Annotated in this window: 16 protein-coding genes; 4 read left to right on the forward strand and 12 right to left on the reverse strand. The window is 73.0% G+C overall.

The window, feature by feature from the left end; genetic code table 11:
* Positions 1 to 16 precede the first annotated feature (16 nt).
* From ACZ6ZP_RS07675 to ACZ6ZP_RS07700, 6 genes are all read right to left on the reverse strand, one after another.
* The gene (locus ACZ6ZP_RS07675; RefSeq protein WP_469405964.1) at positions 17 to 1,966 is read right to left on the reverse strand and encodes an ABC transporter permease/substrate-binding protein; all 1,950 of its coding nucleotides are present in this window, start codon (positions 1,964 to 1,966) and stop codon (positions 17 to 19) included.
* A complete protein-coding gene (locus ACZ6ZP_RS07680) occupies positions 1,956 to 3,572 on the reverse strand; it encodes a sugar ABC transporter ATP-binding protein (RefSeq protein ID WP_469405966.1) in 1,617 nt (538 codons plus the stop codon). The genes ACZ6ZP_RS07675 and ACZ6ZP_RS07680 overlap by 11 nt, the downstream gene beginning before the upstream one ends.
* Positions 3,569 to 4,585, reverse strand: a complete 1,017-nt coding sequence (locus ACZ6ZP_RS07685) for a LacI family DNA-binding transcriptional regulator (RefSeq protein WP_351158449.1) — start codon at positions 4,583 to 4,585, stop codon at positions 3,569 to 3,571. The genes ACZ6ZP_RS07680 and ACZ6ZP_RS07685 overlap by 4 nt, the downstream gene beginning before the upstream one ends.
* A 169-nt stretch (positions 4,586 to 4,754) precedes the next feature.
* Complete coding sequence (locus ACZ6ZP_RS07690; protein WP_469405968.1) at positions 4,755 to 6,029, reverse strand: DUF1266 domain-containing protein; 1,275 nt, start codon at positions 6,027 to 6,029, stop codon at positions 4,755 to 4,757.
* A 108-nt stretch (positions 6,030 to 6,137) separates the two neighbouring features.
* A complete protein-coding gene (locus ACZ6ZP_RS07695; RefSeq protein ID WP_361470761.1) occupies positions 6,138 to 7,403 on the reverse strand; it encodes a cytochrome P450 in 1,266 nt (421 codons plus the stop codon).
* A 76-nt stretch (positions 7,404 to 7,479) separates the two neighbouring features.
* On the reverse strand, positions 7,480 to 8,271 hold the full coding sequence (locus ACZ6ZP_RS07700) for an alpha/beta fold hydrolase (RefSeq protein ID WP_351159335.1): 792 nt from the start codon (positions 8,269 to 8,271) through the stop codon (positions 7,480 to 7,482).
* 204 nt (positions 8,272 to 8,475) lie between these two features.
* On the opposite strand from ACZ6ZP_RS07700, the gene ACZ6ZP_RS07705 reads away from it, so the two are divergent.
* The 4 genes from ACZ6ZP_RS07705 to ACZ6ZP_RS07720 all read left to right on the forward strand — a co-directional run bounded on the left by ACZ6ZP_RS07705 (position 8,476) and on the right by ACZ6ZP_RS07720 (position 13,882).
* Complete coding sequence (locus ACZ6ZP_RS07705) at positions 8,476 to 10,818, forward strand: GTPase-associated protein 1-related protein (RefSeq protein ID WP_469405969.1); 2,343 nt, start codon at positions 8,476 to 8,478, stop codon at positions 10,816 to 10,818.
* 126 nt (positions 10,819 to 10,944) lie between these two features.
* A complete protein-coding gene (locus ACZ6ZP_RS07710; protein WP_351159337.1) occupies positions 10,945 to 11,604 on the forward strand; it encodes a vWA domain-containing protein in 660 nt (219 codons plus the stop codon).
* Positions 11,601 to 12,530 carry a PP2C family serine/threonine-protein phosphatase gene (locus tag ACZ6ZP_RS07715; protein WP_361470746.1) on the forward strand — a complete coding sequence of 310 codons (930 nt, stop codon included), beginning with the start codon at positions 11,601 to 11,603 and terminating at the stop codon, positions 12,528 to 12,530. Before ACZ6ZP_RS07710 ends, ACZ6ZP_RS07715 begins: the two co-directional genes overlap by 4 nt.
* Positions 12,524 to 13,882 carry a protein kinase domain-containing protein gene (locus ACZ6ZP_RS07720; protein ID WP_351158460.1) on the forward strand — a complete coding sequence of 453 codons (1,359 nt, stop codon included), beginning with the start codon at positions 12,524 to 12,526 and terminating at the stop codon, positions 13,880 to 13,882. The genes ACZ6ZP_RS07715 and ACZ6ZP_RS07720 overlap by 7 nt, the downstream gene beginning before the upstream one ends.
* 45 nt (positions 13,883 to 13,927) lie before the next feature.
* Here ACZ6ZP_RS07720 and ACZ6ZP_RS07725 read toward each other — a convergent pair whose 3' ends face one another.
* From ACZ6ZP_RS07725 to ACZ6ZP_RS07750, 6 genes are read right to left on the reverse strand one after another with little or no spacing between them, the layout of a single operon-like run.
* On the reverse strand, positions 13,928 to 16,036 hold the full coding sequence (locus ACZ6ZP_RS07725) for a hypothetical protein (RefSeq protein WP_469405970.1): 2,109 nt from the start codon (positions 16,034 to 16,036) through the stop codon (positions 13,928 to 13,930).
* A 3-nt stretch (positions 16,037 to 16,039) separates the two neighbouring features.
* Positions 16,040 to 16,522, reverse strand: a complete 483-nt coding sequence (locus ACZ6ZP_RS07730; RefSeq protein ID WP_351158465.1) for a hypothetical protein — start codon at positions 16,520 to 16,522, stop codon at positions 16,040 to 16,042.
* A complete protein-coding gene (locus ACZ6ZP_RS07735; RefSeq protein WP_469405971.1) occupies positions 16,519 to 18,012 on the reverse strand; it encodes a hypothetical protein in 1,494 nt (497 codons plus the stop codon). Before ACZ6ZP_RS07735 ends, ACZ6ZP_RS07730 begins: the two co-directional genes overlap by 4 nt.
* The gene (locus ACZ6ZP_RS07740) at positions 18,009 to 19,811 is read right to left on the reverse strand and encodes an Hsp70 family protein (RefSeq protein WP_469405972.1); all 1,803 of its coding nucleotides are present in this window, start codon (positions 19,809 to 19,811) and stop codon (positions 18,009 to 18,011) included. The genes ACZ6ZP_RS07735 and ACZ6ZP_RS07740 overlap by 4 nt, the downstream gene beginning before the upstream one ends.
* Positions 19,808 to 21,949 (reverse strand): Hsp70 family protein, encoded by a 2,142-nt coding sequence (locus tag ACZ6ZP_RS07745; protein WP_351158472.1) that lies wholly within the window; start codon positions 21,947 to 21,949, stop codon positions 19,808 to 19,810. Before ACZ6ZP_RS07745 ends, ACZ6ZP_RS07740 begins: the two co-directional genes overlap by 4 nt.
* A complete protein-coding gene (locus ACZ6ZP_RS07750; protein ID WP_351158474.1) occupies positions 21,946 to 22,401 on the reverse strand; it encodes a nucleotide exchange factor GrpE in 456 nt (151 codons plus the stop codon). The genes ACZ6ZP_RS07745 and ACZ6ZP_RS07750 overlap by 4 nt, the downstream gene beginning before the upstream one ends.
* Between the last annotated feature and the right edge of the window lie 17 nt (positions 22,402 to 22,418).

Raw genomic sequence — 22,418 nt, forward strand, 5'->3', positions numbered from 1 at the left:
GCGATGGAGTCGGGGTTCAGGAGAAGTCGGCCACGTTCGTCTTCGTGACCACCTTCACCGGGACCTTCACCATCGTCTCGACGTCCTTGCCGCGCGCAGCCTTCACCGCGTTCCGCACGGCGATCCTGCCCAGCTCCTTCGGCTGCTGCGCCACGGACGCGTACAGCGTCCCCGACTCGACCGCCTTGAGTCCGTCCGGGGTTCCATCGAAGCCGACCACCGAGACCGACTTGCCCGCCTTGCCGCCGAGAGCCTTGGCCGCGCCGAGTGCCATCTCGTCGTTCTCGGCGAAGACGCCGTCGATGCCGGGGTTGGACTGGATCAGGTTCGTCATGACGTCCAGGCCCTTGGTGCGGTCGAAGTCCGCGGGCTGGGAGGCGACGACCTTGATGCCGGGGTACTCCTTGATGCCGTCGGCGAAGCCCTTGCCGCGCTCGCGGCTCGCGGACGTGCCCGCCACGCCCTGCAGGGTGACGATCTTGCCCTTGCCGCCCAGCTTCTCCGCGAGGGTCTTCGCGGCGAGCTTGCCGCCGGCGACGTTGTCGGAGGCGACGAGCGTGGCCGCCTTCGCCTTGTTCACGCCGCGGTCGGCGGCGATCACCGGGATGTCGGACTTGTTGGCGCCGCGCACCGCGGGGCCCACCGCGTCGGAGTCGACCGGGTTGACGATGATCGACTTCATGCCTTCGCCGGTGAAGTTCTGCAGCTGATTGGTCTGCTGCGACGCGTCGTTCTGCGCGTCGGTGACCGTGAGGTCGATGCCGGCCTTCTCGGCCTCCGCCTGCGCGCCCTCCTTCATCTGGACGAAGAAGGGGTTGTTGAGGGTGGAGAGCGACATGCCGATCTTCGTCGTCGTACCGGAGGACGAGCCGTTGTTGAAGACGGAGATGCCGCCGATGACGGCGGCCACCAGCACGGCCGCGATACCGAGCTTCAGGACCTGCGGCCCCTTCTTCCCGCCACCCGCCGCCGCGCCCGTCGAGGCACCGGGGGTCGCCCCCGCCTTGCGGCGCAGCGTGTCCAGGAGGACCGCCAGCGCGATGACCACGCCGATCACGACCTGCTGCCAGAAGGCGGACACGGAGAGGAGGTTGAGGCCGTTGCGCAGGACCGCCAGGATCAGCGCGCCGATCAGCGTGCCGGACGCCTTGCCGACACCGCCCGCCAGACTCGCGCCGCCGATGACGACCGCGGCGATCGCGTCCAGCTCGTAACCCTGCGCGGCCTGCGGCTGCGCGGAGACCAGACGGGAGGCCAGGACGATGCCCGCGACGGCGGCGAAGAGACCGGAGAGGCCGTAGATGACGAGCTTCTGCCGCTTGACGCGCAGCCCGGAGAGACGGGCCGCCTCTTCGTTGCCGCCGATCGCGTACATGGAACGGCCGATGTACGTACGGGCCAGGATGACGGCCGTGATCAGACCCATCGCGATCATCACGATGACCGGGACCGGCAGCCAGCCGCCGATCGTGTCACCGAGGTTGGAGACCGAGTCGGGGAACGGGATCGGGCTGCCCTGCGAGATGACCAGGGAGAGGCCGCGGGCCACCGACAGCATCGCCAGCGTCGCGATGAACGGCGGGAGTTTGCCGTACGAGACGAGCAGGCCGTTCACGAATCCGCACGCTATGCCGGTGCCGACCGCGAGGACGACCGCGAGCCAGACCGGCAGGCCCTGCGACGTCGCCGTCCAGGCGAGGACGGTGGCCGAGAGCGCGGCCACCGAGCCGACCGACAGGTCGATGCCCGCCGAGACGATGACGAAGGTGACGCCGAACGCGAGGATCGCGGTGACGGCGGCCTGCACGCCCACATTGAGCAGGTTCTGGGTGGTGAGGAAGTCCCCGGAAAGCAGCGACATCGCCACCAGGAGGACGACCAGGGCGCTCAGGGCGCCGTTGTCGAGGAGCACGCGGCGCAGACCGGTGGCGCCACCCGCGTTGCTCTTCAGCGTTTCAGTGGCCACGGGAGGCCTCCCCTTCGGTTGTTCCGTTCCGGACTGCTGCGGGTGCTTCCGTTGTGGTGGTACTCACGGCCGCGGTGGTGCTGACGGCCAGGGCCATCACCGCGTCCTGCGTCGCTTCGTCCGCGGCGAGTTCGCCCGCGATGCGGCCCTGCGCCATGACGAGCACGCGGTCGCTCATGCCGAGGACCTCGGGCAGATCGCTGGAGATCATCAGGACCGCGTGGCCGGAGGCCGTCAGTTCGTTGATGAGCTGGTAGATCTCGACCTTCGCGCCCACGTCGATGCCGCGCGTCGGCTCGTCGAGGATCAGCACCTTCGTGTCGGCGAGCAGCCACTTGCCGATGACGACCTTCTGCTGGTTGCCGCCGGACAGCGTGCGCACGTGCTGGCCGATCCCGGCCATCCGCACGCCGAGCTGCTCGGCGATCCTCGCCGCCGCGACGCGCTGCCCCTTGAGGTCCACGAGCCCGGAGCGCGTCGCCGAACGCAGCGTCACCAGGCCGAGGTTCTCCTGCACGGAGGCGTCGAGCAGCAGCCCTTGGCCCTTGCGGTCCTCCGGTACGAGGCCGATGCCGGCGCCCATCGCGGCGATCACGTCATGCCGGGGCAACCGCTCGCCGCGTACGTCGACGGAGCCCGCGTCGTACGGATCGGCGCCGAAGACGGCACGCGCCACCTCGGTCCGTCCCGCTCCGACGAGCCCCGCGAGGCCGACGACCTCACCGGCCCGCACCTCGAAGCTGACGTCGTGGAAGACGCCGTCGCGGGTGAGGCCCTTGACGGTGAGCAACGCACCCCCGGCGTCCGGGCGTTCGCGCGGGTACTGCTGCTCGATGCTGCGGCCCACCATCAGGCGTACGAGCTCGTCCTCGGCGGTGGAGGCGGGCACCTGTTCGACGCTGCGGCCGTCGCGCAGGACGGTCACGCGGTCGCCGAGCGCGGCGATCTCCTCCAGGTGGTGGGTGATGAAGACGACGCCGACGCCGTCCGCGCGCAGCTGCCGCACGATGGCGAAGAGCTTGTCGACCTCCTCGCTCGTCAGGACGGCCGTCGGCTCGTCCATGATCAGGACGCGGGCCTCCAGGCTGAGCGCCTTGGCGATCTCCACCATCTGCAGCCGGGCGATGCCCAGTTCACGCACCTTGGCACGCGGCGACACCTGGACGCCGACCCGCTTGAGCAGCTTCTCGGCTGCCTCCTCCATCGCCTTGCGGTCGATCATCCCGAAGCGGCGCGGCTGGCGGCCAAGGAAGATGTTCTCGGCGACGGTGAGGTCGGGTACGAGGTTGAACTCCTGGTAGATCGTGGCGATGCCGAGCCGCTCGGCGTCCTGCGCGCCGTGGATGCGCGCTTCCCTGCCGTCCACGAGGATGCGGCCGCTGTCGGGGCGGTAGGCGCCGGAGAGCATCTTGATGAGCGTGCTCTTGCCCGCGCCGTTCTCGCCGAGCAGGACGTGCACCTCGCCCCGGCGGAGGTCGAAGTCCACGGAGTCGAGCGCGACGACCCCGGGGAAGGTCTTGCGTATGCCTTCGATCCGCAGCAGCTCGTCCGGGGTGCGGTCGGTGCCGCGCTCGGCGTCGCGCGGCAACTCGTCCTGGCTGCTCACGTGGTGCTCCTCTGGTCGGTGGGGGACTCGCCGCAGGAGCGGCGTACGACGAGGCGGGCGGGCAGGGTGACGGACCGGGGGCTGCGGCCCTCGATCCGGTCGACCAGCGCCTGCACGGCGGCCCGGCCCAGATCGCCGGTCGGCTGGGCGATGGCGGTGATCGGCGGATCGGTGTGCACGAACCACGGGATGTCGTCGAAGGCGGCGAGCCCGATGTCGTGCGGGACGCGCAGGCCGTGCGCGCGGATCGCGTCGAGCGCGCCGAGTGCCATCAGGTTGTCGGCGGCGAAGATGACGTGCGGCGGCTCGGGCAGCGCGAGGAACCGCTCGGTGGCCTGGCGCCCGCTGTCGGCCTGGAAGTCGCCCTGCCCGATGTGGTCGTCGGGCAGGGGGAGCCCGTACGCGCCCAGTGCCTCGCGGAAGGCCTCGACGCGCTCGCTGCCGGTGGTGGTGGCCGCGGGCCCGGCGATGATCGCGAGCCTGCGGTGCCCGATGGCGTGCAGGTGGGCGACCAGGTCACGGACGGCCTCGCGGCCGTCGGCGCGGACGACGGGGACGTCCACGCCCGGGATCCAGCGGTCCACGAACACCATCGGGGTGCTGGAGCGGGCCGTCTCCAGCATCAGCGGGGAGCCGCCGTCGGTGGGGGAGACCAGGAGCCCGTCGATCCGGCGGTCCAGGAGCGTGCGCACGTGGTGGTCCTGCAGCTCGGGCCGCTCGTCGGCGTTGCCGATGATCACGCTGTAGCCGAGCGCGCGGGCCGCCTCCTCGACGGAGCGGGCCAGAGCCGTGAAGTACGGGTTCAGTACGTCGCTGATGACCAGGCCGAGCGTGCGGGTCTGGGCGGTGCGCAGCGAGCGTGCGACGGCGTTCGGGCGGTAGCCGAGGCCCTCTATCGCGGCGAGGACGCGGGCCCGGGCCGCAGGGCTGACCGAGGGGTGACTGTTCAGGACGCGCGAGACCGTGGCGACGGATACGCCTGCCTCGGCCGCGACGTCCTTGATGCTCGCCATCGCCGGTCCACCTCCTTGTGGAATCGATTACACGGAGGATTGGAATCGATTACACGGGTGGGTGGCAAGACCCTGGAGGGGCAGCGAGACCAGATTGTGATGCGGGGTGCTCAGGTGAGCGGGGTGGTCCCGGGCGCCTCGGGGCAGCGGCGGCCGGGGCTCCGCCGTCTCACGCGAACGGCACCGTCAGCCACGGGCTGTCCGGGTCCGAGACCAGCTCGCGGTGGGCCCGCAGCACCGTCGTGTACCAGTCGCCGAACTGCTCCTCGTCGAAGTGGAGGCAGCGGCCGAGGACGTAGCCCGCGGAGAACTCCTCCCAGGAGGCGTACGCCGCCCTGGCCGCATGGCTCGCGCGCTCGATCGCCGCCTCCAGCTCGGCGTGGGACGCGTACCGCGCACCCCTGCCCCAGCGGGCCATCTTCGACGCGCGGCCGATGTCCCAGGCCGCGACCGTGCGGACGTGGCCGTCGGGCGGCAGCAGGCCGTCGGCGCGGAAGCGCGACTCGTAGCGGACGATCTTTCCGACGAGTCCGCGCAGCGCGGCGACGAAGTCGTCCAGGTCGGGGTCGTCGCCAGTCCTGTGCGGGGAGTCGTGGCCGCCGGTCTCGGCCACGCGGTCGCGGATCGTCGTCTCCACGCACCGGCGCCACAGCTCGGGGTCGACGCGCGGGCCGAACTGCTCGATCAGCGACGTACGGGCGCCGAGCACGAAGTCCCAGTACCACGGGCTGACTTCACGCTTCAGGAGCCGCTCCTGCACGTCGAGCCAGTCCGCGCGGCCGTGCACGCCCCACCATTCCGCAAGGCGCTCTACCTCGGAGTTGTAGCCCGCGCCGTGCCAGTCGAGGGTGTTCCAGGCGTCGCCGTTGGCGAAGCAGAGGTGGGCGCCGCAGGCCAGGCCGTGCAGCAGGACGGGGGATTCCGGGGCGCCGGTGCGGCGGGTGTCGACGCGGTCGTGCAGACGGCCGTCGACGTAGAGATCGGCGTGCAGGTCCGCCCAGACCTCCCGCTCGTCCTCCGTCGTGAGATAGAACTGCTGGCAGGGCGTGGCCGCGTTGACGACCAGGATGTCGATGTCGTCCGGCAGTTCGGCCGCCAGCGTGCCCAGCGTGACGAACTCGTACACGACCTCGGGATGCGGGCGCGGCAGCAGCCCCACGGTGTACATCTGCGCGATCCGGCGGCCGTCGGGGAGGTCGACGGTGAGGACCGGGCGTTCGGTCGCGCCCGGCTCGACGTCGGCCACCGACACCGGGCGGTACAGGCCGGTGACGGCTATCGCCCGCAGGTAGGTGTACCCGTCGTCGGCCTCGCACAGTTCGTACAGGTGCTCTTCGAGGTCGGCGGGCGCCTGCCAGGCAGTGCCGTCCTCGGGGGCCTCGACGTTCGGGAAGACGTCGTCGTGGTGCTCGTCCTCGGCTGCGGGGGCGGCTGCGCCGTGCATGCGGGGGTCTCCGTCGTGGGTGGCGCGCGCGGGGTGCGCGCGGAGGGCATCAAACCGGATCTTGCACCGTATCCGACGCCTGCCCGGTGCCACTCGCGCCGGTGCCGCCTACGCCGACAGTCCCACCCGCACCGACTTCAGACCGTTGATGAAGTTGGACACCAGCCGCACCGGCGGGCCCGCCAGTTGGGGCGGCGCGGGCTGTGCGGCGCGGAACTCCTCGTACAGGACGCGGAGTTGGAGCCGGGCGAAGTGTGCGCCCAGACAGACGTGCGGGCCCTCGCCGAAGGAGACGTGGGGGTTCGGGGAGCGGGACAGGTCCAGGCGGTGGGGGTCCGCGAAGACGCGTTCGTCGTGGTTGGCCGACGCGTGGAAGACGACCACCTTGTCCCCGGCGCGGACGGCCCGGCCCGCCAGCGTGGTGTCCCGGGCGGCCGTGCGGCGGAAGGTGAGCACGGGAGGGTGGTGGCGCAGGAGTTCGTCCACGGTCGAGGCGACCGGGGCCTCGCCCGCGCGGAAGCGCCGGTACTCGTCCGGATGCTCGGCGAACGCGAGGAGACCGCCGGGCGCCGCGCCCCGCACGGTGTCGTTGCCCGCCACGGTGAGCAGGAAGAAGAACATCTCCAGCTCGGGACCGGTCAGTTCGGGGTCCGTCGCGAGGGTGGTCATGATGTCGTCGGCGGGCGCGCGGCGCTTGTGCGCCGCCAGCTCCTGCGCGTAACCGAACATGTCGCGCAGCATCGCGGGCGAGCGGGGATTGAGTGGCTTGCCGTCCGTGTCGAGTCTCAACTCTCCCGCTTCGTCCGGGTCTTGGTAGCCGATGACACGTTGCGTCCAGCGCAGGAGCAGACCGCGGTCGCTCTCGGGCACGCCGAGCAGGTCGGCGAGGTTGAGCAGGGCGTAGTCGTCGGTGACGGCGGTGACGAGATCGCAGGTTCCGTCGTGGGCACGGGCGCGGGCCGCCGCCCCGGCAAGCAGGGTGCGGGCCCGGTCGCGGGCGAGGGACTCGAAGCGCTCCACGCGTCCGGGCGTGAACGCGCGACTGACCAGGCGCCGCAGCCGACCGTGGTCCGGCGGGTCCTGGTTGAGCATCATGCGGCGGATGAACGGCAGGTCGTCCGGGTCGGGATCGCGGATCTGGGTGGCGCCCAGGTGCGAGGAGTACGTGGTGGAGTCCTTCAGGACGCGGACGACGTCCGCGTGCCGCGTGACCGCCCAGAAGCCGGGCCCCGCAGGCCAGCCGAGCACCGGCGGCTCGTCCTGCCACGCCACGGGGTGCAGGTCGCGGAGTAGGCGGTAGCGGTCGTGCGGGACCCCGGCCGCGTACTGCCGCGGGTCGAACACATCGGGCACGGCGGTGAGTTCACCGTCCACGGGTGCGGGGATCGGCCCGCTCGCCTCGCTCGGCGGCCGGTTCACGTGTCCGTACGCCCATGAAGCGCTCGTACGTTCATGACGCGCCGCCGCCGTCCTCGCCGTCCGCCCGCAGGAAGTCCTCCACGGCGCGGACGAGGGCGAGCGGCGTCTCGTCCATCGCGTAGTGGCCCGCCTCGGGGAGTTCGGTGAGCTCGGCGCGCGGGTACCAGCGCAGCCACGTCCGGCGCATCAGATCCGCGCCGAGCGCCGGGTCCAGGGCCCCGACCACCGCGAGCGCCGGCACGGTCGCTCCCTCGATCCGCTCGTGGAAGTCCTCGCGCGCCCAGGAGTCCAGCCAGGCGCGGAAGGCCTTCGCGTCGCTGACCTCCAGGGAGCGCGCCACCATGCGGTCGAGCCAGGCCGCGGGGCGTACGCCGCCGGTGGTGACGTCGAGGATCGCGCGGCGGTTCTCCGGCAGCCGGTCCGCCTCGGAGAACAACTCCCATTGCTCGGGCGGAAGTTCGAGGCCCGAGGCGGGAACGGGCGATACGCCGACCAGCCTGCGGACCCGGTGCGGGGCGGCCGCGAGGACCCGCTGGGCGACGCTGCCGCCCATCGAGTGGCCGATCAGCGAGAACCGGTCCCAGCCCAGGCGGTCGGCAAGGCCGACGACGTCGGCGGCTCCCTCGGAGGTGGTGTACGCGCCGGTGGCGTCCTTCGCGTCGCCGTACCCGCGCAGGTCGACCACCGCGTACTGGAACGAGGCGAGGTCGAGGTCCGCGAGCACCGGCGCGTACGCCGAGCGGTCGGCGAACCAGCCGTGCACGGCCATCACCTTGTGCGGGCCGTCACCCAACAGGGCATGGGGGAGCGGGAAGGAGGCCACGGCGACTCCGATCAGCGTCAGCACCAACGTCGGGAACGGGCCGGTGGATGGGCCCGCGCACCACCGTGGCCCCAACGCACCCGTACCGCAAGGGCGCACGGCGTCACCCGGGAGTGGGACACGGGTGAGTCACGTGCGTCCCGTGGAAAGGGGAAACTTGGCGGACGGCCTGCGATCGGGGCGCGCGGGTGGTCAGAATGTGGCATGGCCATCCGCCGTCTCAGCTACCGGCTCGACGAGGAGCCGGACACCGGAGCCGTCCGTCTGATCCCCGCACCGCAGGGACCGCAGGAGCAGGAGAAACAACAGAGCCTGGAACCAACGGAGTTGGCCGCCCTCGTGCTGGCCGTCGGGCACCGTCAAGGCCTCAGCCGCAGCAGGCTCCCGGACGGCGGCAGCCTGCTCTGCAGCACGGCCGCCGATCGTACGAAAGCCGACCGTACGACTGCCGGTGGTGCGTCCGGCGGGCTTCGCGTCGACGTCGCGTACGCGGACAGCCCCGCCGAACTTCCCCGGCCCTTACGTGATGTCGCCCCGGAAAGCCTGACCGCCTTCGCCCGCGCGCACGCCGACCGCGTAGAACCCTTCCTGGCCGACGTGCGCCGGCTGTTCGACGAGCGGGCCGGCCGGCAGATCGTCGTCGCCGAGCACGAACCGGAGGCCGTGGCCCACTGGGTCGCCCTCGCCTGTGCCTCGCTGCCCGACGCGTACGCCGCCTCGCTGACGTTCAGCACCTGGACCGCGAAGCCGCGGCGCGCGCCGCAGCAGATCCTCGGCATCGGACCCGACGCGGACTTCGACCGGTTCGACGGGCCGACGCTCGACCACTTCTACCGCGTGCACGACGGGGTCGGCGGCCAGGGAAGCACGCCGGTGCCCGACACCTGGGCCGAGGTGACCGCCCGGCAGTGGATCGAGGGGACACCGCCCGAGCCGGGCGCCGACGACGACCCGTTCGCGCTGACCGGCCCGACCTTCGACGTACGGCAGTTGGCCGCGATGTCCGGCGAGGCCCGCCGCGACATCGTCAGCGCCCATGCCGCGTCGGTGGCGCGGGAGAGCGCGGGCAGTCCCGTCGTCGACGAGCTGTACGCGCTGTGCCGGGACCTCGGCGACGAGGACCGCGCCGCGGCCGAGCCGCTCGCCCTCGCCCTGGTCCGGCACTACGCGGCGGTGGCCGAGGACCAGGGCACGCTGCCCGACATCGCCGCCTGCGAACGGCTCCCGCTGAGCACCGAGGCCTGGCTGAGCCTTCGCGGCGAGCTCGGCGGGCGCGCGGACGACGCGCTGCGCCGCAGGCTGCGCGAGCCGGTGCGGACCTGGACCGAGCCGCTGCGGCTGGCGCTCGCCATGGGCGCGGACGCGGGGCGCGGCCTCGACGAGGCGATGGAGCGGCTCGCGAGGGCGCTGCTCAACCCCGGGCGGCGCGAGTGCGCCGAAGCCGTCGAGGTCCTGGAGGCCCTTGGCCACACCGGTCTGAACCGGCGGGTCCTGAAGCTGCTCGCCCAGAACCTCACGGGTCACAAGCTGGACCGGCTGCGCGACTTGGCCGACGCGCCGCAGGGCAGGTGGCTGCTGAAGCACATCGACGACGCCCCCCTCGCCGTCCGTCTCGCCGAGGCGGCCGCACGCTGGCGCAGGGAGCCCGGCGGGCCGCGCGGCGCCGAGCTCTTCGGCGCGCTGACCGAGCTGCTGCCGGGGCGGCGGGTGAACGACGCCGAGACGCTGCGGCTGCTGTGGCGCCTGGTGTGGGGCGGCCGGCAGCCCGACCGGGTCGACGTGATGCGGCTCGCAAGGACCTGCACGGCGCGCCTGATCATCGAAGCGGGCTTCGGCATCCGTCTGGTGGGCTGGCTCAAGGAGCCGGACCGGGTCGACAACGAGCTGGTGGACCTGGCGCGGGCGCTGCTCGCCGAGCGCCTCGGCCCGCGCGAGCAGGCCACCGCCGAACTCCTGGTACTGGCCGCCGACTTCGCCGAGATGCGGGTTCCCGTGGACCGCGCCGTCGACCAGCTCATCGGCCGGATGCGGCGGGCGTCCCCCGTCCATGTCGTCCTGCGCAAGGGGATCGACGAACTGGTCGCCCGCGGCCTTTCCCGGCTGGATCCGGTCGACCTGTGCCGCTCTCAGGGGCTGCGGTTCCTGATGAACGCGGAGAGCGGCCTGCTGCGGCAGTACCGCGCGCGGCTCCTCGACGACGGCGTACGCGAGGGGCTGATCCACGCACTGCCGCACCAGCCCGCGCACATCGCCGCGCTCTACCAGGCGTGGCGCCCGCGCCACGGGCGCGGAGTCACGGTGGATTGGCAGCGGGTCAGCGACGAACTCCTGTCGCAGATCCTGGCTCCCGTGATGCCCGGGCTCGACGAGTGGACGCTGAGCCAGGTCGCCACGGAGCTGGCCCGCCTCGCGCACGGGCGGGGGCAGCAGCGCGTCCAGGAGTGGAACGCGTGGCGCAACCGGCTGACGGAGGCGCAGGGCCCGCCAAAGCCGCAGGGACCGCCGGGATCCTGCCCCGGCCACGACTGCGGCCACCCGGCCCCCTAGAACCTCGGCCCCCGAAAAAGACCTGATCCACAGAGAACGCGCGAGAGGACCAGCGTGAGGAAGACCAGCGACACCAGTGTGACCGTCAAGGCCGCCCAGGCCGCCGACAACTTCCCCGGCGGCAGCATGGCGAACCGCCCCGTCCATTTCATCTGGATGCTCGACTGCTCGGGTTCCATGGGCGTGAACGGCAAGATCGGCGAGCTGAACTTCGCCATCCGCGAGGCCATCCCCGAGATGCAGCAGGCGGCCGAGTCCAACCCCGCCGCCTCCCTGCTCGTACGCGCCATCTCCTTCGCCAGCGGTGCCAGTTGGCACGTGGGCGAGCCGACCCCGGTGGACCAGTTCGCGTGGGACGACGTGCACACGTACGGCGGCACCGACATGGGCGCGGCGTTCAGGCTCGCGGCGGGCGCGCTGCAGACCCCGCCGATGCCGCAGCGCGCGCTGCCCCCGGTGCTCGCGCTCGCCTCCGACGGGCAGCCCACCGACGACTGGCGGGCGGGCCTGCGCGAGATCGACGCGACGCCGTGGGGCAAGCGTGCCGTACGCGTCGCGGTGGCCATCGGGGACGACGCGGACAAGAGCATGCTCAAGGAGTTCCTCGGCAACCCGGAGCTCGAGCCCCTCCAGGCCAAGAACCCCCGCCAGCTCGCCGCGGCCATCCGCTGGATGTCGACGGCCGTCGTGAAGGACGCGTCGACGCCGAAGGTCGAGGACGCGAGGCCCGCGTCCCCGCTGGGACCGGCGCCGCTGACCAAGGACGACGAAGACGACATCTGGTGAGCGGGCCCTCGACACCGGAAGGTGCGCCTTCGGCACCGGAGCGGACTCGGGCGGGGACCGGCGGCTGGGCCATCATCGGCGCCACGGTCAAGGGAGTCGGCAAGAAGTACAGCCAGGACAGTGGCGGCGCCTTCTCCGTGGCGGAGGGACGCGCCGCGGTGCTCACCGTCGCCGACGGGCACGGCTCCGGCGCGCACTTCCGCAGCGACCTCGGCTCCCAGTGGGCCGTCGAGGAGTTCACCGCGTGCGCCGAGGACTTCGCGCGGGAAGTGGTGCGGGTCGGCGCCGACGCGACGGGCTGGACCGGCCTGCGGGCCGAGGCCCGCAGGCTGCCGCAGCAGGTGGCGCACCGCTGGCGCGAGCGCGTGCTCCTGCACGACTGGAACTCCCCGGCGCACGGCGGACGCCTGCTGCCGGACGCGGCCCGCGATGCGCCCGACCTCGCCGTGTACGGCAGCACTCTCATCGGCGCCGTCCTCACCGAACGCATGCTGTTCTGCTGGCAGTTGGGCGACGGTGACATCGTCCTGGTCGACGCGGACGGCACCCCGCACACACCGCTCTCGACGGGGCCCGACATGGGGGACGAGACGGACTCGCTGTGCGAACCGGAGCCCTGGCGCAAGATGCGGTCGCACTGGCAGCCCTTCACCGCGGGTGCGCCACCGGCCGTGCTCATGTCCACCGACGGGCTCTCCAAGAGCTTCGCCGACCACCAGGGGTTCCTGGACTTCGCCACCGGCGTCACCGAGCGCGCCGCGGGGCAGGGCGTGCCCGCGGTGCAGGCGCAGCTGGCGGACTGGCTGGAGCGCGCCGCCAAGTACTCCGGCGACGACACGACGTTCGTGGGCGCGTTCGCGGCCACGGCACCCGCTGGGCCCGAAGGCTCAGCCGAACAGGAAGCCGAGAAAGGAACCGCATGGTGAACGGCATGCTCGCCGCCGGAAAGACCCTGGTGGCCGAGTCGGGGGAGAAGGTGACGGTCGCCGAGCTCTTCGGCTCCGGCGGCCAGGGCGAGGTCTACCGCGTGACGACACCACAGGGCGATCGCGCGCTGAAGTGGTACTACCCGCAGCTGGCCGACGCCCGCCAGCGGCAGATCCTCGAAGGGCTCATCGCACGCGGCTGGAGCGACGACCGCTTCCTGTGGCCGACGGCCATAGTCCTCGACCCCGAGGGCCCCAAGAGCGGCGCGGCGGGCTTCGGCTATCTCATGGACGTACGGCCCGCCCGCTTCCAGGACCTGCCCGCGCTGTTCCGCCGCGATCCCTCGGTGTCCGCCGCGACGATGCGCACGCTGGTCACCGTGGCGCTGCACACCGTCGAGGCCTACCGCTCGCTGCACTCCAGGGGCATCGCCTACCGCGACATCAACTGGGGCAACATCTTCTTCGACCCGCGCACCGGGGACGTCCTGGTCTGCGACAACGACAACGCGGTGGTGGAGGGCGAGTCCGCGGCCGTCGCCGGGACGATGGACTTCATGGCGCCCGAGCTGGTCCGCCGCGACAAGGGGGCCCAGCCCGGCACACAGACCGACCTGCACTCGCTCGCGGTGCTGCTCTTCCTGCTCCTGATGAACGACCACCCGTTCAACGGCGCGCAGGCCCTGCAGATCCGCTGCATGGACGAAGCGGCCAAGCGCCGCCTCTACGGCACCGATCCGGTCTTCGTCTACGACCCGTCCGACGCCCGCAACCGCCCCGTCCCCGGCGAGCAGCCGACCGTGCTCGCCACCTGGGGCGCGCTGCCGCCGATCCTGCGCGACCTGTTCATCCGTACCTTCACGGAGGGGGTACGGACACCGGTCAAGCGGGTGCGCGAGTCGCAGTGGTGCGACGCCCTGAGCCAGGTCCTCGACGCCATCACCCAGTGCGGCTCGTGCGGCAAGCAGAACCTCACGCAACCGGACGGCGCGGCCCCCGACTGCTGGAAGTGCGGTCGCACGCTGGTGCTTCCGCCCCGGCTCGAACTGGTCACGGGTACGGGGACGTCGCGCACCCGGCGCGGCATCCGGCTCGCCCCGAACGCGCGGGTCTACGCCCATCACCTGGTCGAGTACCCCGAGCGGCACGACTTCCGGGCCGTCGTGGGCGAGGTGACCGAACACCCGCAGAACCGGGGCAGGTTCGGGCTCACCAACCACACCAAGGACGTGTGGACCGCGCGCAAGGACGACGGGACCGTGCGGGACGTGGAGCCGGGGCGGACGATCGCCCTGCGGGCCGGGCTGCTCCTGGAGTTCGGGGGCGGGGCGGAGGCGGAGGTGCGGGACTAGGCGGGACCAGGCGGGGCTGCAAGGGGTGGGCGGGGCCAGGCGGGGCTAGAAGGGGGCGGCGGGTGTCTGCTTCGGACGCCACCGCCGCCACCACGTCCGCCACCAGGGGGCGGACGTGGGCGCCGCCACCGGCACCGGTGGCGGCGCGGCGGGCAGCACGGCCAGCGCGGAGGGCGCCCCGATGGCCACGGCGTCCGGCCGTGGCAGCGCGGTCACGGTGAAGCGGCACTCCGCCGGGGAGACCTGGAGCGCCACGCCCTGCCCCGAGAGGTGCTGGCTGCGGGCCACGCGCCGCTCACCGCCGCGTACGCCGTCCTCCCAGGAGATGAGCGTGAGCACGGCGGGCTCGGGCCAGTCGAACCGCAGCTCGGCGCGGTCGGCGGCCACCCGCCGCACCTCCAGGTCCCGTACCTCGCCCTGCCGTTCGACGACGACGTTCGGTCCGGAGACGGCGCGGTCGCCAAGAACGCTCACGGCCGTCATCCGCAGCCGCTCACGGGGCGGCGGCAGCACGTCGACGGAGGTGGCCGGCGCCCCGTCCGGCGAGGCGAGGCGGCCGACATGCTCGGACACGTCCGCGCCCGGCGGCACGGGGTGCGTGAACCACGGCACCAGGTGGCCCTCACCGCGCGACGGCGGTCGCCACGCGATGCGCACGCGGCCGTCGTCGAGGCGCCGGACGCTGAGTTCCTCCACCGGTGAGGGCCAGCGCTCGACGCGGGCGGTGACGGTGCGCCCCGGCGACCAGACGAGACGGCCGGTGGGCCCCGGGTAGCCGCACCGCACCTCGTAGACGTACAGGCCGACGGCGAGCGGGGTGTCCAGGAGCTGGTCGTGCTCGCAGAACACCCGCTGTGCCGGGCCGCTGTCGCCGTCGGCCGTCCGCACGACACGGACCTCCAGGGCCGCCGGGTCGGGGCGCCACCGCACCCGCACGCCGTCCGGCACCGCTTCGACGCGCAGCTCCGCGACGTCCGGGGTGAGCAGCACCCGCGCGGTGACGCGCGGCACCCCGGCGACGCGGCCCCGGAGCATGGGGAACACGGCGTAGCGCAACGGCCGTCCGGTGGGGGGATCGAGGTCGACCGCCGCGAGGGCGGTGCCGTCCGCCGACACCTCGACGGCGTGCTCGGGCGCGCCCTCGACGTACCGGAGCACGCGGTACGACACCGTGTCCCGGCCACGGCTCGGGGCGCGCCAGGACAGTCGTACGGTCCGGTCCCCGACGGCGGCCGTCACCTCGGACTCCACAGAGGTGCCGGGTCCGTCGGCCAGGAGCGCGGCGACGCCCAGGAGACCCGCCTGCGCGTCCACGTCGTCGCGCGCCTGCCGCAGGGCGCCGAGCCAGGCGTCGGCGGCGGACCGGAGGTCGCCCCGGCTCGCCGACTCGGCTGCGGTACAGGTGAGGTGGTGGACCTCGGTGGACCGGGCGTGGAGGGCGTCGAGCAGGGCGGCCAGCACGTGATCCGTGGGGGCCGGGGGAATCAGCCGCGCGAGCCGCTCGGCTTCGCGGAGACGGGTGCCCGGCCAGATGTCGTTGAGGGTCTCGGCGGCGTCCCTGGCCTCGCCCGCCGCCGGGAAGCGGACCGCGGCGACGGCGTCCACGAGCGGCCCCGCCTCGGCGCGGTGCACGCCGAGGGCGACGGCGTGCGCGGCGGCGGGCGGCGAAGCCCCGGACTTCCTCTCCGTGGTGCCGTCGCTCAGCCGGCAGCACAGCTCCCACAGCACGATGCGGCGCAGGCCCATCGGGTCGTCGCGCACGACGGTCTCCAGGACGTCCACGACGGCCGCCGCGTCCATGGCGCGCGGGTGCGCCGACGCGAGCCACCGGGCGCGGGACTGCTGGACGTACGCCAGGTCGACGCGCTGCCACAGGCCGCCGCGGGCGGGGAACCACAGGCCGTCGAGGACGCGGAAGCCGTCGTCGGTCTCGGCTTGCGGCAGGGTGCCGAACAGCGCCTGCGTCGACTTCCCCGACGCGTGCGCGGGCGCGGGGGCGCGCAGGGCGTCGGCCGCGTGCCGGAAGCCCAGTTTCCTCATGGTCGCGTGTAGTTGGACGTAGCCGCGCATCGCGGGGAAGGCGGGCAGGCTCGGCAGGGGGAGCCCGGAGAGGCCGTCGTCCGGCGGGCGATCGCCGGGGTGCCAGTTCGTCATGGGTCAGCCGCCCGGCGTCGTGTAGAAGTACACCCTGACCTTCGCCGTCGACGCGGGGTCGCCCAGGTTGTGGAAGTCGTCCGTCGCCGTCTTCTTGGTGAACATGCCCGGACGGCCCTTGCCGAGCAGCGAGTTGACGCGGTGCGCGTACGCCTCGCCGTTCCTGGAGCCGCCGAACGTCAGCACCAGCGCCGCCTCGCGGTCCGCCCACTTCCCGGTGTTCTTGTGGATCTGGGCGGTGAGATCGCCCTTGTCGGTGCCCTTGACCCGGAACTCCTCCGGTTGCAGCTCCACCGAGCGGGGGCCCGTCGGGGTGGGTGACGCGGACGGCGACGGCTTCGTGCCGTCCTTGGCCCTGGGGCGGTCGGCCAGGGGGTCGGGGCGGTCGGCCATCGACACCAGGGCGAGGACGAGGAGCAGATCGGCGAAGAGCCACCCCGCGAGGACCACCACGCTGATCCGCCCCCGGCGCCGCGGTCGGCTCACGCGTCACTCCTGCCGGGCGCCTGGTGCGGGGGTTGCGGCGGCGCGTCGGCGGGCTCGACGGGGTCGACTGGTTCGGCGGGGGAGGGGATGCGACGCCCCCGGGCGGGCAGGACGCGGGTCGCCTCGCTGCGGAGGCTGTCGTCGGCGTCATCGGCGGGCCCGTCGGCGCCCTGCCCGTTCGAGCCGCCGCCCGCAGCGCCGCCGTTCATGTCGGCTCCGTACCCATGGCCCCCGAAGGGGTCGCCGTTGGAGCCGGCGCTCGAACTGCCGCCCCAGGCGTACCCGTTCCCCTCGCCTCCGGTCGACGCGGGCACGGTCGCCGTCCCCGGCAGGGCAGACGCCTCCGGCAGGGCAGACGCCCCCACCAGCACCCCGATCCGCGCGTCGAGCCGCGCTGCCGCGTCCTGCCAGTGCGCCGCCGCCGCGTCCCACCGCTCCGTCGCCTCGCGCATCCCGTCCACCGCGTCGCCCGTGCGCCCGGTGCTCGCGACCAGCGCCTGCGAGGCCCGGTCGGTGGCCGCGGCCACCGACTCCGACTTGGTGACCAGCGACTGCTGGGCCGCTATCAGCGACCGCAGGGAGGTCTCGACGGTGTCGCCCGCCGCCTTGACGCGGTCGGCGATCCCGCGCGCCGCGTCCGCCTCGGCCACGCTCGCCCTGTCCGCCGCCGTCCGGCCGTCGCGCAAGGTCTGCTCGATACGGGATGCCGCGACGCCCAGCTTCGGCACTTCGAGGGTGAGCGCGTCCGCCGCGGCCTTCAGGGCGTCGATGGACCTGCTCACCGCCGTCGTCGTGCCGGTCAGCGCCCTGTGGCTGGTCTCCGCCTTCGACGCGAGCTGCCGCATCTGCGTGGCCGCCTTGGTCAGCTCTGAGGTGAACTGCTGGGGAGACGCGCTCCGATGCGGGGCGAGCAGCATCTGCGTACGCGTGAGGACGGACGCCAGCTCGGCGAGCAGCCGTTCCCGCTCGCCCTGCTGTTCCGTCTCCTCCCGGTCGGTGCGAGCCCGCACCCGCGCGTGCCACACCGAGAGCAGGACGAGGAGGGCGATCAGGAGCACCGCCATCAGCGCGACGTTCTCGAAGCGGCCGAGGGCCGACAGGTGCCCGCCGAAGCCGGACTGCCACAGCTGGAGGAAGGGCCGCGTCGACTCCTTGGGGTCCTCCTTGCTCAGCTCACCGTAGGCACGCACCGCCTCCCGCAGCCCGAACCACGTCACCAGGAGCGGGATGAAGACGAGGATGCCGAGCGCGGCCTCCAGGCGCCCGTCGTGCCGCACGGCCTGCCCGGTGGGCGGCGTGAGCACGCTCTCCGGGCGTACGTAGGCGTCCACGAGGTCCACCTCGGCCCACCGGTCGAGCTGGTGCTCCGGCTCCAAGTCCTGCGCGAGGACCTTCAGCTCCGCCGACCGGGGCGCGAGTGATGGATGGGCTGCCAGACGCTGCAACTCGTCGACGAGTCTCTGCTTGTCCAGCAGTTCTGCGGGCGTCAAACGCTTCCCCCTGTTCTCGGGCCTCGCCGGTTGCTCCCGTCGCGGTTCAACCGCCGCAACAGGGCCTCGGCATCGGCGTGTTCAGGATTCCATGTGAGGCACTTCCCCAGGGCCTCAATCGCCTCATCGCGCCCCCCGAGACGCTGTATTTCGACCGCGTGCCGGTAGGTGCGCTCGGCGAGCAGCCCGCGCACGCGTTCACTGGTCGGGTCGTGGCTGTACGCGCACCGCAGCCACCGCTCGGCGTCGGGGAAGTGCCGGGGTGCCGTGTCGGCCATCGCGGCAGCGCAGTGCACGTCGATCATCGCGTCGAGCACGTCGGCACCGGCGGCCTGGGTGGCCACCCCCAGCCACGCCGCGTGCGAGGCCTGCACGGCGTCGTCGTACCGTCCGAGTTCCAACAGGCTCTCCGCACGCGCCAGTTGACGCAGCGCCAACCGGTCGGCGGGCGGCGGCGTGTCCGGCTCATCGGCCACCTGGCGTGCTTCCGCTGCCAGGGTCTTCAGCAGCGCCCCCGCCTCCGCGGCGATCTCCCGCAGCAGCGCCACCGCCTCCTGCGTGCGCCCCTGCCCCGCGAGGGCCCGCGCCCGCTCCACGTCCCCGAGCGGCGCCCCCCGCCCCGGCTCCCCGCTCCCGCTCCCGCTCCCGACCCCGACCCCGACCCCGACCAGCGTGGCCGTCAGGGCGGGCGCCTCCGAAAGCGTGTCGTCGGCCGGATCGGCGGGCTCCAGCGGGCCCTCCTCGAGCGCGGCGGCCCCGGCGGCGCCGCCCGCGAGCCGCACCGCGTGCTTCAGCGCCCCCAGGGCGAGCAGCTCGGGCGGCGCCTGCACCCGGTGCCCGCCGAGCTCCGCCACCCCCGAACCGACCTGCTCCATCAGGGTGTTGCCGCCCGTCAGGAGCAGCGTGTCGACGTCCGCCGGCGTCATCCCCGACTGGTCGAGCAGCGACCGCGCGCGGTCCACCGTGCGGCGCACGTGCAGCGCGAGGTAGGCGTCCAGATGGGGCCGCGTGATCCGCACCTCCAACGGCGGCCCGGTGCCGACGTCCAGGGACAGCTCGGCGGCCCCCGCGCTCCCCGGCCTGCTCAGCGCCTCCCGCGCCTCCTGCGCCCCCGCCCGTAGCGCGAGCCACAGCTCCGGGTCCACCCCCGACACCGATCCGGGGCCCCGGTGCCTGCGCAGCAGTCGTACCGCCGACGAAAGCACCTCCCCGTCGAAGGCGCGCCCGCCCGAGGTCGCCGCCCCCTCGTGGCCGAGCGCGCGATAGTGCCCCCGCACACCGCGGACCAGGCCGATCTCGAACCCCTCGTACCCCATCCCGTACACGAGGAAGGTGCCGCTGTCCCGCTCCGACGCGTGCCCGACGACCGCGGCCATCGCGTCGCTGATGAGCCGAGCGGGCCCGAGCCCCGCCTCCCGCGCCGCGTCCCGAAGCGCCGCACGCTGCGCCGACTGATAGCCCGCGGGCACGCTGATCACGGTCTGCGCGACCGTCCCCTCCGCCTCCGCCTCAAGACGCTCCCGCAGCAGCCCCAGCGTCCGCACCACCAGGCGTTCCGGCGGGAACGACGTCCCCCGCACCCGGACGGGCCGCCCGCTGCCCAGCCTGCTCTTGAGGCCGGGGAAGGAGACGGGCAGCACGCCCGCGGGCGCCGGCTCGCACAGCGGCCACGGCCAGTCGCCGACCACCGCGTCGAGCCGCCGCGCGGGCTGGCCGGGCAGCGCGAACAGTGCGCGCAGGCCCGTACTGCCGAAGTCGAGCCCTAGGCACACGGGGGCGCGCCCCACCGCTTGTGTCATCCGTCGACCGTGTCTTCCCCGACCTGGAGGATGCCGCCGTAGTCGGGCCGGTCGGGCAGCTGCTGCACCCGCCGCTCGGACTGGGCCACCGCCACCAGGCTGCGCAGGTTGCGGGCCTGCTGCGCGGTCTGCACGCGGTTGCCCTGCCGGTGGGCCTGCTTGACGAAGTCGACCGCCTCGTTGATCTGCCGCACCGTGTCCGGCGGCGCGCCCTCCGAGGCCAGCTCTGCCTGCCGGAACTGGCTCGCCAGACCGCACTGGTGGAACACGTCGTCGAGCAGCAGCTCGGTGAGCCGCTTGTACTCGCCGCTGTCACCCATCGCCGCGGCCCGCTGCGCCTGCTCGATGTCCCTGCGCACCTTCATCGCCTGCACCGGCTCGATGTAGGTGCCGTACCGCTTCAGGAAGTGGTCGGCCTCCCGCTCGGCGTACCCCAGTTCCTCGCGCAGCACATGGCTGTCGACCTCCGCGCCCGTCTCCGGCGGCGGGGTCCGCGGCCGCTCCCGGTTCGGGGTCGCCTCCAGGGTCATGTCCGTGCCGCGCACACTGATGCGTACGGTGATGATGCGGTCGGCGGAGTAGTTGAACGACACGTCCACGTGCCGGTTGACCTCGATCTCCTGCGGCAGGTCGAACTCGACGACGCCCTGCTCGTGGTTCTCGCTCGCCACCTGGCTGTCGCCCTCGTAGACCGGGACGCGGATGCGGCGGCTGTCGGTCGCGTGGAAGGTCCGCTGCCGGGGCTCGGGCAGCGGATAGGGCGATCCCGCCGGGATGATCTCGACGAACACGTCGCGCTGGGAGCCCTTGACCGCGGCGATCCCCATCGCCATGGGCGTCGACTCGTACAGGCCCGTCGAGCCGACCGGGCGTGCGTTGACCAGGCTCTCGGCGCAGTCCTCACAGGTCTGCGCGGAGTCGTCGTTGACCTTCGCGCACTGCGGGTCCGGGCACTCCACACCGTCCAGGGTCTCGGCGAGCACCCCGGCGCCGAACGCGACGCACTCCATGGGGTTGATGTTCCTGCGGACCTTGTCCTTGCCGAAGAACGCCTCGACCGCCTCGTAGACGGGCCGCGTGAGCGTGCCGCCGCCCACCAGGAGCACGTCGGAGATGTCCGTGGGCGCCAGTTCGTAGCGGCCCAGGGTCTCCCTCACCAGGTCCATCGTCCGGGACACCAGCGGCGCGATCATCGCGTTGAACTCGCCCTGGGAGAGCGTCATCTCGACGTCGAGCACGCCCTTCTGGCTGCGGTAGGCCGCCGGGATCACGATGTACGTCTCGTCGAGATCGTTCAGCTCCCGCTTGGCGCGCTCGGCCGCCTTCTTCGCCTGGAAGAGGAACGCCTTGTCGCCCGAAGGATCGACCTGGTGCTCGTCCCGCATCCACTGGATGATCCGCTCGACGATGGCGAGGTCGAAGTCGTCGCCGCCGAGCCAGATGTCGCCCGCCGAACGCAGCACCTGGAACTGGCTGTTGCCCTCCCGGTCCTTGACCGCGTTCAGGACCGAGATGTCGAAGGTGCCGCCGCCCAGGTCGTAGACCAGGACGCGGCTGCGCTCGCCGCCCGGCTTGTGCAGGCCGAAGGCGACCGCGGCGGCCGTCGGCTCGTCCACGATCTTCTTCACCACCAGGCCCGCACGCTCGGCCGCCTCCCGGGTCGCGGCGCGCTGGGCGTCGCGGAAGTACGCGGGCACGGTGATCACGGCGTGCGTCACCTGCTCGCCCAGGGTCCGCGTCGCGTCCTGGACGAGCTTCTCCAGGATCATCCGGGAGACCTCGGCGGGCGTCAGCGTCTTCTCGCCGAGCACCACGTGGGCGCGCGGGTCGTCGTCGGGCCCCGGCACGATCTCGTAGCTCAGCCTGCCGCGCGCCTCCGCCACCGAGGTGTCCGCGAAGTCCCGGCCCATCAGGCGCTTCACGGACACCACCGTGTCCTTGGGCTGCCTGATCGCCCAGTTCAGCGCGTCCTCGCCGACCAGCGGCTGGTGCGGGCGGTCCTGCCGGGCCAGGCCCACCACGGACGGGGTGAGCCGCTCGCCCTTGCTGTTGGTGAGCACCGCGATGTCCGCGCGGTGCGGGTCGTGGGCGGCGACCGCGCTGTTCGTGGTGCCGAGATCGATGCCGATGGCCTTCATGAACGCTCCGTTCCCTGCTCGGCGTCGCCGGGCACGGCGACAACTACCCGGGCGGCGCGCAGGACGTGCCCCCGGTATCGGTATCCGCGCTGCAGAATCTCCAGGACCTCGTCGTCGGCCGCTCCGGGCGCGGTGCGGACCTCGGCGACGTGGTGGGTCGCCGGATCGGCGCGCTCGCCGACCCGGCCCACGGGCTCGACCCCCTGTCCTGCCATGGCCGTTTCGAGCTGCCGGGCGATCAGCTCCAGGCTGCCGCGGTACGCGGCCGGGTCCGGCGCCGTCCCCGCGGCGAGCAGCCGGTCGAAGGAGTCCAGGGTGTCGGCGAGCACGAGGAGCAGCTGTTCGGTCAGCGCGCGATGGGCGGCGTCCCGCGCGGCGATGGCCAGGGAGTTCTCGTAGGCGAGGCGGGCGGCGGTGGCCGTCGTCGCGGGGGACGGGTCCTGCGTACTCATCGAAGGCGGGCTCCTCG

The organism is Streptomyces sp. NPDC054047 (assembly GCF_055585065.1).

Coding starts and splice junctions, on each gene's coding strand:
- ACZ6ZP_RS07725 (WP_469405970.1), bottom strand. CDS start 16,036: ATGACGAACTGGCACCCCGGCGATCGCCCGCCGGACGACGGCCTCTCC.
- ACZ6ZP_RS07710 (WP_351159337.1), top strand. CDS start 10,945: ATGGCGAACCGCCCCGTCCATTTCATCTGGATGCTCGACTGCTCGGGT.
- ACZ6ZP_RS07745 (WP_351158472.1), bottom strand. CDS start 21,949: ATGAAGGCCATCGGCATCGATCTCGGCACCACGAACAGCGCGGTCGCC.
- ACZ6ZP_RS07720 (WP_351158460.1), top strand. CDS start 12,524: ATGGTGAACGGCATGCTCGCCGCCGGAAAGACCCTGGTGGCCGAGTCG.
- ACZ6ZP_RS07685 (WP_351158449.1), bottom strand. CDS start 4,585: ATGGCGAGCATCAAGGACGTCGCGGCCGAGGCAGGCGTATCCGTCGCC.
- ACZ6ZP_RS07705 (WP_469405969.1), top strand. CDS start 8,476: ATGGCCATCCGCCGTCTCAGCTACCGGCTCGACGAGGAGCCGGACACC.
- ACZ6ZP_RS07690 (WP_469405968.1), bottom strand. CDS start 6,029: ATGCACGGCGCAGCCGCCCCCGCAGCCGAGGACGAGCACCACGACGAC.
- ACZ6ZP_RS07750 (WP_351158474.1), bottom strand. CDS start 22,401: ATGAGTACGCAGGACCCGTCCCCCGCGACGACGGCCACCGCCGCCCGC.
- ACZ6ZP_RS07740 (WP_469405972.1), bottom strand. CDS start 19,811: ATGACACAAGCGGTGGGGCGCGCCCCCGTGTGCCTAGGGCTCGACTTC.